Origin of the sequence: Streptomyces sp. NBC_00647 (assembly GCF_045207245.1) — a bacterium.
GTDB lineage: Bacteria > Actinomycetota > Actinomycetes > Streptomycetales > Streptomycetaceae > Streptomyces.
The window spans coordinates 7,446,350-7,461,956 of sequence record NZ_CP109040.1; the positions used below are offsets into that span (position 1 = coordinate 7,446,350).

The 15,607-nt window shown below is 70.2% G+C and carries 14 protein-coding genes; 9 read left to right on the plus strand and 5 right to left on the minus strand.

Features of this window, described 5'->3' with window-relative positions:
- The first annotated feature begins 476 nt into the window (after positions 1-476).
- The 5 genes from OG788_RS32750 (at position 477) to OG788_RS32770 (ending at position 5,036) form a co-directional block, all read left to right on the plus strand.
- On the plus strand, positions 477-1,022 hold the full coding sequence (locus OG788_RS32750) for a DUF1453 domain-containing protein (RefSeq protein WP_406374776.1): 546 nt from the start codon (positions 477-479) through the stop codon (positions 1,020-1,022).
- Positions 1,019-2,170, plus strand: coding sequence for a sensor histidine kinase (locus OG788_RS32755; protein WP_406374777.1), 1,152 nt, complete (start codon positions 1,019-1,021; stop codon positions 2,168-2,170). Before OG788_RS32750 ends, OG788_RS32755 begins: the two co-directional genes overlap by 4 nt.
- Complete coding sequence (locus tag OG788_RS32760) at positions 2,167-2,853, plus strand: response regulator transcription factor (protein ID WP_351535471.1); 687 nt, start codon at positions 2,167-2,169, stop codon at positions 2,851-2,853. The genes OG788_RS32755 and OG788_RS32760 overlap by 4 nt, the downstream gene beginning before the upstream one ends.
- Before the next feature lie 105 nt (positions 2,854-2,958).
- Positions 2,959-3,447, plus strand: coding sequence for a DUF485 domain-containing protein (locus tag OG788_RS32765; protein ID WP_351535474.1), 489 nt, complete (start codon positions 2,959-2,961; stop codon positions 3,445-3,447).
- On the plus strand, positions 3,444-5,036 hold the full coding sequence (locus OG788_RS32770; RefSeq protein WP_406374778.1) for a cation acetate symporter: 1,593 nt from the start codon (positions 3,444-3,446) through the stop codon (positions 5,034-5,036). Before OG788_RS32765 ends, OG788_RS32770 begins: the two co-directional genes overlap by 4 nt.
- Positions 5,037-5,286: 250 nt before the next feature.
- Here OG788_RS32770 and OG788_RS32775 read toward each other — a convergent pair whose 3' ends face one another.
- The gene (locus OG788_RS32775; protein WP_351535479.1) at positions 5,287-5,979 is read right to left on the minus strand and encodes a response regulator; all 693 of its coding nucleotides are present in this window, start codon (positions 5,977-5,979) and stop codon (positions 5,287-5,289) included.
- A 162-nt stretch (positions 5,980-6,141) separates the two neighbouring features.
- Here OG788_RS32775 and OG788_RS32780 point away from each other — a divergent pair, with 162 nt between their 5' ends.
- The 3 genes from OG788_RS32780 to OG788_RS32790 all read left to right on the plus strand — a co-directional run bounded on the left by OG788_RS32780 (position 6,142) and on the right by OG788_RS32790 (position 9,088).
- Positions 6,142-6,957: an ABC transporter ATP-binding protein gene (locus OG788_RS32780; protein ID WP_351535482.1), complete on the plus strand. Its 816-nt coding sequence runs from the start codon at positions 6,142-6,144 to the stop codon at positions 6,955-6,957.
- Positions 6,947-7,810, plus strand: a complete 864-nt coding sequence (locus OG788_RS32785) for an ABC transporter permease (RefSeq protein WP_406374779.1) — start codon at positions 6,947-6,949, stop codon at positions 7,808-7,810. The genes OG788_RS32780 and OG788_RS32785 overlap by 11 nt, the downstream gene beginning before the upstream one ends.
- A gap of 216 nt (positions 7,811-8,026) precedes the next feature.
- Positions 8,027-9,088, plus strand: coding sequence for an ABC transporter substrate-binding protein (locus OG788_RS32790; RefSeq protein WP_351535487.1), 1,062 nt, complete (start codon positions 8,027-8,029; stop codon positions 9,086-9,088).
- Positions 9,089-9,218: 130 nt separating this feature from the next.
- Here OG788_RS32790 and OG788_RS32795 read toward each other — a convergent pair whose 3' ends face one another.
- The 4 genes from OG788_RS32795 to OG788_RS32810 all read right to left on the minus strand — a co-directional run bounded on the left by OG788_RS32795 (position 9,219) and on the right by OG788_RS32810 (position 14,312).
- The gene (locus tag OG788_RS32795) at positions 9,219-9,899 is read right to left on the minus strand and encodes a response regulator (protein WP_406374780.1); all 681 of its coding nucleotides are present in this window, start codon (positions 9,897-9,899) and stop codon (positions 9,219-9,221) included.
- Positions 9,896-11,719 (minus strand): ATP-binding protein, encoded by a 1,824-nt coding sequence (locus OG788_RS32800; RefSeq protein ID WP_406374781.1) that lies wholly within the window; start codon positions 11,717-11,719, stop codon positions 9,896-9,898. Before OG788_RS32800 ends, OG788_RS32795 begins: the two co-directional genes overlap by 4 nt.
- A gap of 199 nt (positions 11,720-11,918) precedes the next feature.
- The gene (locus OG788_RS32805) at positions 11,919-12,863 is read right to left on the minus strand and encodes a sucrase ferredoxin (RefSeq protein ID WP_406374782.1); all 945 of its coding nucleotides are present in this window, start codon (positions 12,861-12,863) and stop codon (positions 11,919-11,921) included.
- Between the two features lie 189 nt (positions 12,864-13,052).
- The gene (locus OG788_RS32810; protein ID WP_406374783.1) at positions 13,053-14,312 is read right to left on the minus strand and encodes a citrate synthase; all 1,260 of its coding nucleotides are present in this window, start codon (positions 14,310-14,312) and stop codon (positions 13,053-13,055) included.
- A gap of 97 nt (positions 14,313-14,409) precedes the next feature.
- On the opposite strand from OG788_RS32810, the gene OG788_RS32815 reads away from it, so the two are divergent.
- Complete coding sequence (locus OG788_RS32815) at positions 14,410-15,576, plus strand: citrate synthase/methylcitrate synthase (RefSeq protein ID WP_406376909.1); 1,167 nt, start codon at positions 14,410-14,412, stop codon at positions 15,574-15,576.
- The last annotated feature ends 31 nt before the right edge of the window (positions 15,577-15,607 follow it).

A 15,607-nucleotide genomic window follows, 5' to 3' on the forward strand; every position in this document is an offset into this window, starting at 1 on the left:
TCGCGGCGCCGGTTCTATGTGGGTCGGGGCCGTGCCGGTACATCCCTGCCCGTCGCCGCTGGATCAGACGTGAGTTCTGACGCGAGCCGCTGCTCGATCCGGGCGTAAGCGACGGACATCAGGGATGTACCGGCACGGCCCCTTCCGTGCGCTGTCCACTGCGGGTGAGTGGGGGTGTTCGGGTGCGGCACCTGCCGTGCGTGTGGTTCAGCCCCTCCGGTGTTTGAGGAGCGAGGTTCGGGGCCGGAGCCCCAGGGGGTAGGGGCGGAAGGGGCGACAGGCGCTTGGGGGTGGCGGCCCGGGCCGGTGCTGGTGCTTGGGCGGGAGGCTCCACCCCTGGGTGGAGGGGTGGGGGAGTGGGAGATCCACCCACGATCCACCCGGGCTCCGATCTGCTGAGGGCGCGATTTCCGTAGCGTCGTTGGTGTCGGCAGCGCTCGCTGCGGACACCCGCTCCCCGCTGACGGAGGCCGTGCATGTCCGGGCTCATCAATACCGTGGTGATCTGCGCCGTTGCCGTTCTGGTGATCGCGCGCCAGTTCAGTGCGCGCCGGATCGACACGGACAGGCGCTGGTGGATCGTGCCCGTCGTTCTCGCCTTCATGGCACTGCGTGGCCCCGGGGTGATCGACCCCCACCACGAGGTCGAGGCGTCCCTCCTGCTGGGCACCGAGCTGCTGATAGGTCTCGCCGTCGGAGCCGGCTGGGGGTGGACGACCCGGATATGGACGGAGCCGGACGGCGCCGTGTGGAGCCGGAGCACCAAGGTCGCAGGTGTCATTTGGGTCGCGGGCATCTGTCTGCGCCTCGGTCTGTTCGGCATCGGTGTCCTGCTCGGTGTGCACCAGGACTCCTCCGCCCTGTTGCTCGGCCTGGCGGCCACCCTGCTGGTCCGTTCCGGGCTGGTGGCGTGGAGGGCGCGGTCCCTGCGGCCGGCAGCGCACGAGCGGGGTCCGGCGTACGAGCGGGGTCCGGCGTACGGTGACGGCGTGGCGTGGGCCTGGCGGAAGGAGCGCGTGTGACGGACACCGCCTGGACGCGCTGGCCCTCCCGGGAGGCCCTCTCCCGAGTGGGCGTGCACAAGGCCCGCCGCCTGCTCACCCGGGTGTCGCGCGCCATCGCCCTCGTCGTGATCGTCGCTACGACGCTCACGAACACGGAGCTGCACGGTTGGGCCCTCGCCGGAGGAGCCGCGGGAATCGTGGTGTGCGGGTTCCTCGCCTGGGGGTTCTGGCGCACCACGCTGGAGCATCGCCTGCTGCCGTCTCTGGGGCTGCTCGCCCTGCTGCTGACGACCGCGGCGGTGGGGCAGGGGGTGGGTTTCCGGATTCCGGCGCTCGTCCTGTGGTGCGGGTGCGCCGTCAGCGCCATCGAACGGCTGCCGCTCGCGGCGGCGCTGCCCGCCACCGCGGTGGCACTGAGCGCGTACGCGGCGGTCAACGACGATGTATGGCTGACCACGGCGGCCACCACCGTGGGGCTGGCTCTCGCGGGGTATGTGCTGCGTCTCGACGCGGAGGCGCGGGGGAGCGCGCAGCGGCTGCTGACGCAGGAGCGCGCGGCCCGGGCGGCCGAGACGGAGTCGGCGGCGCTCGCGGAACGCGCGAGGATCGCGCGGGAGATCCATGACGTGCTGGCGCACAGTCTCTCGGCGCAGCTCGTGCATCTGGAGGCGGCGAGGCTGCTCATCGAGAGCGGAGCGGACCGGGAGACGATCCTCGAACGGGTCGTGGCGGCACGGGGAATGGCCCGTGACGGGCTCGCGGAGACCCGGCAGGCTCTCTCCGCGCTCCGGGGCGAGATGTCTCCGCTGGAGGACTTCCTCGGCGAACTCGTGACCGCCGCCGACGGCGCCGATGTCACCGTGACGGGTGAACGTCAGTTGCTTCCGGCGGAGGCCTCCCAGGCGGTGCGCAGAGTGGCGCAGGAGGCGCTGACGAACGTGCGCAAGCACGCTCCGGGCGCCATGGTCCACATCCGGCTGGACTACGGCCGGCACGAAGTGACGCTGGACGTACGGGACTCGGGGGGAAGGCCGGGCGAACTCAGCGGGTCGGGCGCCGGGTACGGTCTGCTGGGCATGCGGGAGCGTGCAGAGCTGCTGGGCGGCTCGCTGGATGCCGGGCCGGGCGAGGAGGGGTTCGTGGTGACGTTGAAGGTGCCGGTATGACCGAGCGGGAGGAAGGCAGGAAGCCGGCGCGGGTTGTGGTCGCGGACGATCAGACGGTCGTGCGCGAGGGCATCGTGATGTTGCTGGGACTGCTGCCGGGGATCGAGGTCGTCGGAGCGGCCGGTGACGGGGACGAGGCGGTGGAGCGGGTGGCCGAGCTTGCTCCGGACGTCGTGCTGATGGACCTGCGCATGCCCCGCTGCGACGGGGTCGAGGCGACGCGGCGCATCCGTGCCGAGTACCCCGGGACGCAGGTCGTCGTGCTCACGACGTTCGCGGACGACGAGTCCTTGTTTCCCGCGCTCCGAGCCGGGGCCCGCGGATATCTGACCAAGGACGCGGGAGGCGACGAGATCGTGCGGGCCGTGGAAAGCGTGCTTTCCGGGGACGCGGGGCTCTCGCCGAGCATCCAGCGGCGGCTGCTGGAGCGGCTGTCGGAACCCGGACCCGAGCCCGGCCCGCCGGCGGAGGCGCCGGACGGCCTCACCTCGCGCGAGACCGAGGTGCTCCTGCTGATCGCCGAGGGTCTCAGCAATCAGGAGATCGCCCGCAGGCTGCATGTGTCCACGGCCACCGTGAAGACCCACATCAACAATCTCTTCGCCAAGACCGGCCTCAAGGACCGTGCTCAAGCGGTTCGTTACGCCTATGGGAAGGGTCTCGTACGGCCGCCGGCGGGATGACGTCACCTGATGGGGTGAAGAGCGCGGAGAGAAGAGTCCGGGATCTTCCCGATCTGCCCATCCTTGGGCACGCGGCCGAAACGGGTCGCGGACAAGGAGAGTTCGGTGGACAAGCACGACGGCGGCGGCAATGGGGAGGTCCGGTTCGACGACCCCTGGTACGACGCGCTCGCTTCCGGCTGGGGCGAGTTGGACGGCACGGGCGCGCTCGCTCCCGCCGTGCCGGCCGCCCGCTCGGGGCACGACGGACGGACGGGCGGGGCGGCCGACGTCTATCTGGAGGTGCAGCGCAGTGCCGCCTTCCAGGAAGTGCGCGGCCGGTACCGCAGGTTCGTGATTCCGGCCATCGCCGTCTTCTTCACCTGGTACGTGGGATATGTGGTGACCGCGACGACAGCGCCGGGGTTCATGGCGCGGCCCGTCGTCGGTGTGGTGAACGTGGCTCTGCTCGCGGGGCTCGGGCAGTTCCTCACGACGTTCCTGCTCACGTGGGCGTACGCACGGCACGCTCGGCTGCGCAGAGACCGGGCCGCACTGGATCTGCGCTGGGACACCCAGGAGCTGACGCGGAACGCCAGGGGTGGTGAGCGGTGAGCGGCAACCATCAGACGCTGGCGCTGCTGCTGTTCAGCGCGTTTGTCGCGGTGACGCTGGCGATCACGACGTGGGTGAGTCGCAACCGGCATGGTTCGGCGGAGGAGTTTTATGTCGGCGGGCGGTTGTTCTCCCCGATGGAGAATGGTTTTGCCATTTCCGGGGACTACATGTCGGCCGCTTCCTTCCTCGGTGTGACGGGACTCATCTCGCTGTACGGCTACGACGGGTTGCTGTACGTCGTGGGATTTCTGGTGGCCTGGCTGGTCGTTCTGTTCCTGGTCGCCGAACTGGTGCGCAACTGCGGCCGGTTCACGCTCGCCGACGTCGTCGCGGCTCGAATGGACGAGCGTCCGGTGCGGATCGCGGCCGGAACTTCTTCGGTGATGGTGTCCGTTCTCTATCTGGTGGCACAGATGGTGGGTGCGGGCAGCCTGGTCTCGCTGCTGCTGGGAGGCACGAGCGAGGCGGCCCGAAACTGGACGGTGATCGGTGTCGGCGCGCTCATGGTGATCTACGTGTCGATGGGAGGGATGCGGGCGACCACCTGGATCCAGATCGTCAAGGCCGTTCTACTGCTGAGCGGGGCCGTCGTGCTCACCGTGATGGTCCTGATGCGGTTCCACGGGGACGTCAACGAACTGCTGCGTTCGGCTGCGGGGCGCAGCGGTCACGGCAAGGCGTTCCTCGCACCGGGGTTGAGGTACGGCGGTGACTGGACCTCGCGCTTCGACTTCATGAGCCTCGGGCTCGCGCTGGTGCTCGGTACCGCGGGACTGCCGCACATCCTGTCGCGCTTCTACACGGTGCCGACGGCGCGCGCCGCTCGGCGCTCGGTGGTGTGGTCGATCGGGCTCATCGGCGGCTTCTACCTGATGACGATCGTGCTGGGCTTCGGCGCGGCCGCCATCGTCGGTCCGGAGGCGGTGCGCGGATCGAACGCCGCGGGGAACACGGCGGTTCCGTTGCTCGCCCTCGACCTGGGCGGCGGTGTCAATTCGACAGGGGGAACAGTCCTGTTCGCGATCGTCGCCGCCATCGCCTTCGCCACCATTCTCGCGGTCGTCGCCGGGATCACCCTCGCGTCCTCGGCCGCCGTGGCCCATGACCTGTACGCCTCGATGCGTCGCCGCCACGCGAAGCCGCACAGCGAGGTCGCCGTGGCGCGTACCGCGTCGGTCGGTATCGGCGTGATCGCCATCGCCCTGGGCCTCCTCGCCCGTGATCTCAACGTGGCCTTCCTGGTGGGCCTCGCCTTCGCGGTCGCCGCGTCCGCGAACCTGCCGGTGCTGCTGTACTCCCTGTTCTGGAGGTCTTTCACGACGCGGGGTGCCGTATGGGCCGTATACGGCGGCCTGGGTCCGGCACTGTTGCTCGTGCTGCTGTCACCGGTGGTGTCGGGGAGCCCGGAGTCGCTGTTCCCGGGCGTGGACTTCCAGTTCTTCCCGCTCCAGAACCCGGGCCTTGTCTCGATTCCCCTGGGCTTCCTCGCGGGCTGGCTCGGCACCGTGACCTCGGCGGAGCCGCCGGACGAGGCCAAGCACGCCGAGATCGAGGTCCGCGCGCTCACGGGCGCCGGGGCCGTCTGAGGGCGTCCTGAGCGGCGTGGGCGGCCACCCTGGACCGTTGCAGGGGTGGTCACCTGCGCCGTAGCCGCCGTAGCCGCCGTAGCCGCCGTCCAGGACACGGGCCTCGCACGGGCCCGTGTCGGCGTGCAACGCAGCGGACGCGCACGCCACGGACGTACGGGACAGGTGCGCGCGAGCATTCGGCTTACGAGCCATGGACGTGCGATCCATGGACGTACGAGCGGTTCACGGGCGCGTCAGGGGTACGGGTTCAAGGGGCCACCCACGCGTAGCGGTGTTCCGGGCGTCCCGTGTCGCCGTACTTGAGGGACAGGCGCAATCGTCCCGCCTGTTCCAGGTGGCGTAGATAGCGCTGGGCGGTGGATCGGCTGAGGCCGGTCTCGGCGGCCACCTCGTGGGCCGACAGCGGCTGATTCGCGTGGTGCAGGACATCGCAGATCAGGTCCGTCGTCGGCTCCGAGTGGCCGCTGGGCAGGCCGGGGGAGGACGGTGCCGGCCCGGTGCGCAGGGCGCCGAAGATCCGGTCGACCTGTTCCTGGCCCGCCGCACCGCGGCCGCCGACGCGGTCGACGGTGCGGCGCAGCGCGGCGTAGGAGTCGAGGCGGGTGCGCAGGGCCGTGAAGGTGAACGGCTTGACCAGATAGTGCAGGGCACCCAGGCGCATCGCGGCCTGCACGGTGGCCACATCACTGGCCGCGGTGATCATGATGACGTCGGTGCCGTGACCGTGTTCGCGCATCCTGTGGACGAGTTCGAGGCCGGTCCGGTCCGGCAGATAGTGGTCGAGCAGCACCAGGTCGACGGGCGCTCGTTCGACGGCGGCCAGCGCCTGGGCGGCACTGTGCGCGCGGGCGGCCACCCGGAATCCGGGAACCTTCCCCACGTACCTCGCGTTGATCTCGGCGACGCGGAAGTCGTCGTCCACGACCAGGACGTCAATCATCGGGCCTCTTTCCCTCAAGGCCTGGGCGAACGTTGCGCCCGTGTTTCGGCTCCGCTGTTGTAGCGCGAGCAAAACGAGCACAACAGACTCTTGCGAGCAGAAGAATGCCTTGCGCCCAGAAGACTGATGCTGTGGCCCGCGCCACATCTACGGTCCCGGGCCATGAGCACAGACACCAGTCCCGCCATCGAGCTGCGGGGCGCGAGCAAGATCTTCAAGACCCCGTCGGGGGGTTTGCACACGGCTGTCAGGGAGCTTGACCTGACCATCGGCCGGGGTGAGTTCGTGGCCGTCGTCGGACCCACCGGTTGCGGGAAGTCCACCACGCTGACCCTGGTCAGCGGTCTTGAGGAGCCCACCGAGGGCGAGGTCCTCGTCTCCGGGGAGCCGGTCGCCGGCGTCGGCGACAAGGTCGGCTTCGTCTTCCAGCAGGACGCCACCTTCCCCTGGCGTACGGTCCTGTCCAATGTGATGGCCGGGCCCCGCTTCCGCGGCGTACCCAAGGCGGAGGCGAAGCTTCGGGCCCGGGAATGGCTCGCCCGGGTCGGGCTCACGGCCTTCGAGGACCGCTATCCGCACCAGCTCTCCGGCGGCCAGCGCAAGCGCGTCGCCCTCGCCGCGACCTTCGTCAACGACCCCGAGATCCTGCTGATGGACGAGCCCTTCTCGGCGCTCGACGTGCAGACACGGGCGCTGATGTCCGACGAACTGCTCGAACTGTGGGAAGGCACGGGCGCTTCGGTCGTCTTCGTCACCCACGACCTGGAGGAGTCCATCGCGCTCGCCGACAGGGTCGTCGTGATGACCGCGGGCCCCGCCACCGTGAAGCAGGTCTTCGACATCGATCTGCCGCGCCCTCGCAAGGTCGAATCGGTACGCCTGGAGCCGCGGTTCATCGAGATCTACCGCGAGATCTGGGAATCCCTCGGCGAAGAGGTCCGCATCACCCGCGAGAGGGGTGCCGCTCATGTCGCCTGAGGTTCTCGACACCGCGGTCGTCGACACGGCCAAGACCCCGGGCCGCGCGCACTCCCGCGCCCGTGCCGCCCGCAAGCGCAAGATCGTGGTGGGCGCAGCCCGGGTGCTGCTCCTGGTCGCCGTGCTCGGTCTGTGGGAGGTGCTCTCGCGGGCCAAGGTCATCGACCCGTTCAACTTCTCGATGCCCTCGAAGATCTGGGATCAGATCCACACCTGGGTGATGCACGGGACCGCGCTCGGCTCTCTGGGCGAGCAGATCTGGTACACGCTTCACGAGGCGCTGCTCGGCTGGGTCATCGGTGTGGTCGCCGGTGTGATCTTCGGTATCGCGCTGGGCCGGATCGCCTTGCTCGCCGACGTCCTTGGTCCATACATCAAGGTGCTCAACTCCATACCAAGGATCGTCCTTGCTCCCATCTTCGTGATCTGGTTCGGGCTCGGCCCTGCCTCCAAGGTCGCCTCCGCCGTGGTGCTCGTCTTCTTCCCGGTGTTCTTCAACGCCTTCCAGGGCGCCAGGGAGGTCGACCGCAACCTGGTGGCCAACGCCCGGATCCTCGGCGCGAGCGATCGCCGGGTGACCCTTCAGGTCGTGATCCCGTCCGCCACCTCGTGGATCTTCACCAGCCTCCATGTCAGCTTCGGCTTCGCGCTCATCGGCGCGATCGTCGGCGAGTACATCGGCGCCACCAAGGGCATCGGCCTGCTCGTCGCGCAGTCGCAGGGCACCTTCAACGCGGCCGGTGTGTACGCCGCGATGGTCATCCTTGCCGTCGTCGCCCTGCTCGCCGAAGGACTGCTGACCTTCGCCGAACGCCGCATCTTCCGCTGGAAGCCGTCGGAGTCCGACCGCTGATCCCTCCCGTGCGCAGACACGAATCCCTCCGTACGCAGGCCTGAAGCCGCGAGCACGCAGGCAGGAACCCGCGAGCACGCAGGCACGGACCCGCCCGTACGCAGTCGTGACTCCGTCGTACGCACGCACGAACCCGCTTACCCGCTCCCGTGCGCTCACGGCCCAGCCGTGCGAACGCATTTGCTCCTTCCTCCACTCACAAGGACGTGAACCACCATGCGCAAGACCGCCAGATACTCCGCGCTGGCAGCCGCCGGTCTGCTCGCTCTCACCTCGCTCACCGCCTGTGCCAATGACGCGGCGAGCACTACGGCCGACTCCGGCAGTGGCGGGGGCGGTGGCAAGGGGGAGCACGTCAAGATCATGGTCGGCGGCCTGGACAAGGTCATCTACCTGCCGGCGATGCTCACGCAGCGGCTCGGCTACTTCCAGGACGAGGGCCTGGATGTCGAACTCCTCAGTGAGCCCGCGGGTGTCCAGGCCGAGACGGCCCTTGTGTCGGGACAGGTGCAGGGCGCCGTCGGCTTCTACGACCACACGCTCGACCTGCAGACCAAGGGCAAGGCCGTCGAGTCCGTCGTGCAGTTCTCGCACGCCCCGGGTGAGGTCGAGATCGTCTCGAACAAGCGGGCGGGCGACATCACTTCACCGAAGGACTTCAAGGGCAGGAAACTCGGCGTCACCGGCCTCGGCTCGTCGACCGACTTCCTCACGAAGTACCTCGCGGTCAAGAACGGCGTGCGGGTCAGCGAGTTCACGCCGGTCGCCGTCGGTGCCGGACCGACCTTCATCTCGGCCCTCCAGAAGGGCGCCATCGACGGCGGCATGACGACGGATCCCACCGTCGCCACGGTCATGGAGAAGAAGCTCGGCAAGGTGCTCATCGACATGCGGACACCCGAGGGCTCGCAGGAGGCGCTCGGCGGGCCGTACCCCTCGTCCAGCCTCTACATGCAGACGGACTGGGTCAACGGTCACAAGGAGACGGTCCAGAAGCTGGCGAACGCCTTCGTGAAGACCCTTCAGTGGATGTCCACCCACAGCGCCTCCGACATCGCCGCCAAGATGCCCGCCGACTACTCCCAGGGCAACAAGACGCTGTACGCCGGGGCGATCAAGAGCACGCTGCCGATGTTCACCGACGACGGCGTGATGCCGGAGAACGGTCCCGAGACCGTCGAGAGGGTCCTCAAGGCGTTCAACCCCAACATCAAGAACGCCGATGTCGACCTGAGCAAGACGTACACCACGGAGTTCGTCAAGAAGGCCGCCGGCTGACCCCGCCCAGCGACCATGCGCTGAGCTCTCCCGGCGTGTGTACGACTGCTCCGTCGCGCGTACGACTGTCCTCCCCCGGCAGTCGTACGTGCGACCGGTGCGACCGTCGCCCCGCCCGGCCGGACTGTCCTCAGGCGAGGGTCGCCCAGACGTAGCGATGCTCCGGGCGGCCCGCGTCGCCGTATTTGAGGGTCAGCCTGGCCCTCCCGGTGCGCTCCAGGAGCTTCAGATAGCGCTGCGCGGTCTGCCGGCTCAGGCCGGTCTCCTCCGCGATCTCCTGGGCCGACAGCGGGCCCTCGGCGCCGAGCAGGGCGCGCCTGACGAGATCGGCGGTCGGCGGGGAGTGGCCCTTCGGCAGATGGGGCTCGGCGCGTGCCGAGAGGGCCCCGAAGATCCGGTCCACCTCGGACTGTTCGGCCTCCCCGCCGCCGTCGAGGGTGCGTCGAAGATCCGCGTACGCCTCCAGCTTGGCGCGCAGCCCGGCGAACGCGAACGGCTTGACCAGGTACTGGAGCGCGCCCTGCCGCAGCGCAGCCTGTACGGTCGAGACGTCACGGGCCGCGGTCACCATGATCACGTCGGTCTGGTGGCCTCGTCGGCGCATCTCCTGGACGACCGCGAGACCCGTCTCGTCCGGCAGGTAATGGTCCATGAGGACCAGATCCAGGTGCGGCAGGGCCTCCATCAGGCGCAGCGCCTCGGCGGCGCTGTGCGCCTCGCCCGCGGTGTGGAAGCCCGGCACCTTCTCGACATAGGCGGCGTTGACGCGAGCGACCCGTGCGTCGTCGTCCACGACCAGGACCTCGATCATCGCGACTCCTCCTCGACGTTCCTGGCGTCCTCTGCGTTCCTGGCGTCTCCGGCGTTCCTGGTGTCTCCGGTGGCGGCGGGGCCGGCATCGGGAGTCTGCCGAGACGGGAGCCGTCGTACGACTCCTGGTTCCTGACCAGGGATGGTGAAGAGCCCGTCCACCGACGCGAGCCCGTTCCGCGCCACGCCCCCGTCCTCCTGCGCGAGCGCCGGCTCCGTCAGCGCCTCCGGCAGGACGACCGTGAACTCCGCCCCTCCGCCGTCCGCGTCGGCCACCTCGGCGCTCCCGCCCTGCCGCTCGGCGAGCCGCCGCACCAGGGAGAGGCCGATTCCGCGCTTGCCGTGTGCCGGGGGCTTCTTGGTGCTCCAGCCGTCCGTGAAGATCAGCTCCCGCCGTTCCTGTGGGATGCCGGGCCCGGTGTCCCGTACCCGCAGCACGGCGGTACGTCCCTCGGTGCGCAATTCGACCTCCACGCGCGCGTGGGGCGTGCCCGCGACGGCGTCCAGGGCGTTGTCGACGAGGTTCCCGACGACCGTGACGAGGCCTCGAGGGTCGATCAACCGATCGGGCAGCAGCGTCCCGTCCGAGATCCACAGCGCCACGCCACGTTCGGCCGCCACGGTCGCCTTGCCGACCAGCAGGGCGGCGAGCAGCGGATCGTGGATCTTCTCGGTGACCTGCTCCGCGGTGACCCTGTGGTCGCCGACCACCTCTCCGACGAACTCCACGGCGTCGTCGTACATCTCCAGTTCGAGAAGCCCCAGCAGCGTGTGCATGCGATTGGCGTGCTCATGGTCCTGCGCGCGCAAGGCGTCGATCAGGCCCCGCGTGGAATCGAGCTCCCGGCCGAGCTGCTCCAGTTCGGTCCGGTCACGCAATGTGGCGACGGCGCCACCGTCCTCGGTGGGCATCCGGTTGGCGACCAGGACGCGCTGGCCGCGGACGGTGAGCAGGTCCGTGCCGGTGACGCGTCCGGCCAGCACATCGGTCGTCCGGCCGGGACCCAGCGCGTCGTCGAGCGGCTGTCCGATGGCCTCGGAGCCGACCCCCAGCAGCCGCTGCGCCTCGTCGTTCAGAAGGCGTACGCGACCGCCGCGGTCCAGGGCGACCACGCCCTCACGGATGCCGTGCAGCATCGCCTCCCGCTCCTCCAGCAGGGCCGAGATATCGGAGAAGGCCAGGTCACGGGTCTGCCGCTGGACCCTGCGGGAGATCAGGTAGGCGGCCAGCGCGCCGACGGCCATGGCCCCGCCCGCGTACGCGAACAGCCCGGGGATCGCGTCGATCAACCGTGCCCGGACGCTGTCGTACTCGATGCCCACCGAGACCGCGCCGATGATTCTGTGGTCGGCGTCCCGCAGCGGCACCTTGCCCCGTGCGGAGCGGCCCAGCGTTCCGGTGTCGATCTCCATGACGTCCTTGCCGGCCAGAGCCAGGCTAGGGCTCGTCGAGACCGGTTTGCCGATCGCCGCGGGGTCCCTGTGAGACCAGCGGATGCCCCGCATGTCCATCACGACGACATAGTCGGCCCCGCTCGCCTTCCGTATCCGCTCGGCCTCGACCTGCACGGGGCCGGTCGTGGAGGGGAGGGTCCAACGGAGGTCCACGGCGATCTGCGGCTGCGCCGCCGTGGTCTGCGCGATCGCGAGGGCACGCCGCATGGCCTGGTCGTCCAGCTGCGCGCTCAGCGGTGCCAGGAACAGGCCGGTGGCGAGCACGGCGACTCCCGCCGCGATCGCGATCTGCATCAGCAGCACCTGCGAGAAGACCCGCCGCGGCATACCGAGGCGCAGTCGTCGTGCGGGCGGAGTGGGGCTCATGCCCAAGACGGTACGGGGGCGTGCGCGCTCCCCCGAAGGGACTGTGGCGTGGATCTCCTGGTCAGGGGTGGATCTCCTGATCGATGGGTGACGCGGTCGGGCGCTCGCCGGACCGGCCGCGGGGGAGCCAGGGCGTCGCCGATCGGGCGGAGGGAACCGGTGACGGTCCGGCTCGGGATCGACGGGGGGACCCGGGTCCTCAGCAGGCCACAGGGGCAGCCGTCTTCTCCAGCTGGCGTACGGCCACCACGTCCATCCGAGCGGGTGAACCCAGTGCCGAGCCACAGCTCTCCGGGCGGGGCGGCAGCGAGGCCCCCCGCGCGACGATGACACGCCACAGACGGCCGTCGGCATGGGCGACGGTCACCTCCCATCGTGGAGCGGTGCCGTCCGTGCGCACCACCGTCAGGACGCCGGCGGCGTGCTCCCCCGAAGCCGTCCGTACGGCCAGCTCGGCCGCCTGGCCGGGGCGTTCCCAGGCGGAGTTCCCGCGGCAGCCCTCGGTGACGACACGGCCCTCCCGGACACCTTGGAGGGTCTCCTTGACGGCGTGGGCCTCGGCGCGGCCGTACGCGTACCCGTAAGGCAGGACGAGCACCGTGGGCGAGAAGCGATGACCGCCCAGATGGGTGACCTCCCAGGCGCCGTTCACGCCGGAGGCGGCCAGTTCCGCCGCCAAGGGGCGTCCGAGCAGGGCGCAGCAGCGGTCGCGCTTGCCGTTGGTGCAGACGAGGGCGAGCGGATCGTTCCTGTGGGGCCGCCCCTGGAGAACCTCGTCGAAGGAGCGTGGATCACCCGCGCCGAGTGCGGTGAAGTCGAGGTCGAGCACCTGCTCGGGATCACGTGTCATGGCGGAGTGCAGCCATACGTTTCCCGGAGTGGTGTGGGCCGCGTACACATGTCTCTCGGCGGGCGTACCGCAGTCGGCGTGGCGTCCGGGACGGCGGATGAGCGCGATCCGCACCCCGGTGCCCTGGGCGGCCGCTTCGAGGGCACGGCCGACCGTGGGATCCAGGTGGCTCGAAGTGAGCGCCTGGGCACCCCAGGGTCCGGGCTGCTCGATCAGCAGCCATGTCCTCGCGGTGGCCGCGGTCCCCGCGAGGGGCTCGTCGAGGTGCCGCGACGCGGTCGTGCACGTACTCACAGAGGTGAGCCTAACCTGACTTCGCCCAGGGCGACTTCCCGCCGTGTACCCGGGGGCGCCTCAGGGGTGGTCCGGGCGCGCGGCGGAGCGGGGGAAGCGGGGCATTGCAGGGCGTGGGGGAGTGCGCGCGGGGTGAGCGCGCTGGGCGCCCTGCCCAGGGCCGCCCCGCGCGCTGTCTGCGTACGGCGTCTAGCGGGGGAGCGGCTGCGGCGGACGCTCGCCCACGTAGTGCCCGCTCGGTCGCATCCGCAGGGGGCGCTCCCCGTACTCCTCCAGGGTGTGGGCGATCCAGCCCGCGGTCCGGGCGACAGCGAAGATCGTCTCTCCCGCGGAGGCCGGCATGCCGGAGGAGACGGTGAAGACGGCCAGGGCGAGGTCGACATTGGCGTGCAGGGGCGCGTGACGGGCCGTGGTCGTCACCACGTCCCGGGCCGCCGCCAGAGCGGGCGCGGCACCGGGCACCTCCTCCAGGAGAGCGAACAGGGCACGCGCGCGTGGATCTTCGCCGGGGTAGAGCCGATGGCCGAGTCCGGGAACACGGCGTCCGGCGCGCAGCTCGTCGGCGACCACGGGAGCGGCGGTGCCCTGGTCCAGTACGTCGAGCAGCAGGCGGTGCGCGAGCCCGCTGGCGGCTCCGTGCAGGGGTCCTTCGAGGACGCCGAGGCCCGCCGACACGGCCGCGTACGCGTGGGCGCGGGCCGACGCCGCGACCCGGACCGCCAGCGTCGAAGCGGCCAGGTCGTGGTCCACGAGCAGCCCGAGTGCCGTGTCCAGCACGCGCAGTGACGCGTCGTCGGCCGGGCGCCCGGTGAGCCGGGCCCACAGGCGATGAGCCAGCGGGCCCTCGTCACGGTGGTCGTGGCGTACGGGAGGAAGCGCGGCGACGAGGGTGGGGATCAGGGTGCGCCCGGTGCCGAGCACGGCGCCCTCGGAGAGGTCGAAGCGCAGGGGGTCGGCCGCCGCGGCGGCGATCGCCGCGACGCGCAGCCGGTCGGTCGGGCCGCTGTGCTCGGGCAGCGCGTCGACGCTGCGCCGGGCGACGGCCACGGACGCCTCCGGGGCCGTGAACGTGACACCGGGGCGGAGCTCGCCGGTCCACAGCCATTCGGCGATCTCTTCGTAGGAGTACCGTGCGGCCAGTTCCGTCGCGTCGACGCCCCGGAAGTAGTACCGGTCCTTGTCGATCAGGGTGATGCGGGTACGGACGGACAGCTCGCCACTGCCGCTCGAACTGCCGCCGCCCTCACGCCTGTTGCGCCGCGCGAGCGCCTCCACCTCCTTGGTGTCGAACGTGCTCCCGCGCCCTCCCGGTTCCCGCCGGCTGCTGAGCTGACCGCGGCTCACATAGGCGTACACGGTCTCAGGCTTCACACCGAGCAGTTCGGCGGTCTCCTTGGTGCTGAGCCGTCGACCCTCGTGCGCTGGCGTTGCCGCCTCTCGATCCCTCATGAGCGCCACCGTATCTGTGGATCATTGTATTGATTGGATCAATATTGACAGCTACACAGTCAAGCATGGACAGTCGAATCAAGTCCAGGGAGGAAACATGCCGATCAACCGGGCCGCGTCCACCTCTGTCGATGTACCGCGAGGACTCGCGGGCGTCGTCGTCACCGACACCGAACTGGGTGACGTCAGAGGGCTGGAGGGCTTCTACCACTACCGCCAGTACTCGGCCGTCGACCTCGCGCAGCGCCGCGGCTTCGAGGACGTCTGGCATCTGCTGGCCCACGGTGAGCTGCCCGACGAGACTCGCCGTGCCGCCTTCGTCGCGCGGACGGCGGGTCTGCGCGGACTGCCGCACGAGGTGCGCGCCGCTCTGCCCGCGATCGCGGCGGCGGCCGGGCTGTCGGGACCGCTCGCCGGGCTGCGCACCGCGTTGTCGCTGCTCGGAGCCTCGCTGGGGTTCCGTCCGGTGTACGACATCGACGCCGAGCGGCGTCGCGACGACGGCCTCGCGGCGACGGCCGCCGTGCCGACGCTGCTCACCGCGCTGTACCGGCTCGGGCAGGGGATGGAACCGGTGGAGCCGCGCGAGGACCTGGGGTACGCCGCCAACTACCTGTACATGTTGACGGGTTCCGAGCCGGACGCTGCCCGTGCTCGTGCCGTTGAGCAATATCTCATCTCAACCATTGACCACGGATTCAATGCATCAACGTTCACTGCGCGGGTGATCGCGTCGACCGGCGCGGATGTGGCGGCCTGCCTCGTGGGTGCGGTCGGGGCCCTCTCCGGCCCTCTCCACGGCGGTGCTCCCAGTCGTGCCCTGGACACGCTCGACGCGATCGGGACCCCCGACCGTATCGACCCCTGGATTCGCGAACGCGTCCTCGCCGGCGATCGCATCATGGGCTTCGGACACCCCGTGTACCGCACGGAGGATCCGCGTTCGCGCATGCTCCGCGGCATAGCCCAGGGGTTCGGCGGGCCGCTCGTCGACTTCGCCGTCGACGTGGAACGACGGGTGGAGGCGATCCTGGCCGAACTCAAGCCGGGCCGCGAGTTGCACACCAATGTCGAGTTCTACGCCGGCGTGGTCATGGAACTCTGCGGGCTGCCCCGCGAGATGTTCACGCCCACGTTCGCCGCCGCCCGGGTGGTCGGCTGGAGCGCCAACATCCTGGAACAGGCGGAGGACTCGAAGATCATCCGCCCGGCGGCCCGGTATGTGGGACCTGTTCCGCCGGTGGCGGTGCCCGCGCTCGGCTGAACGGGCAAGAACGGGCTCGGCACCAAGGTGG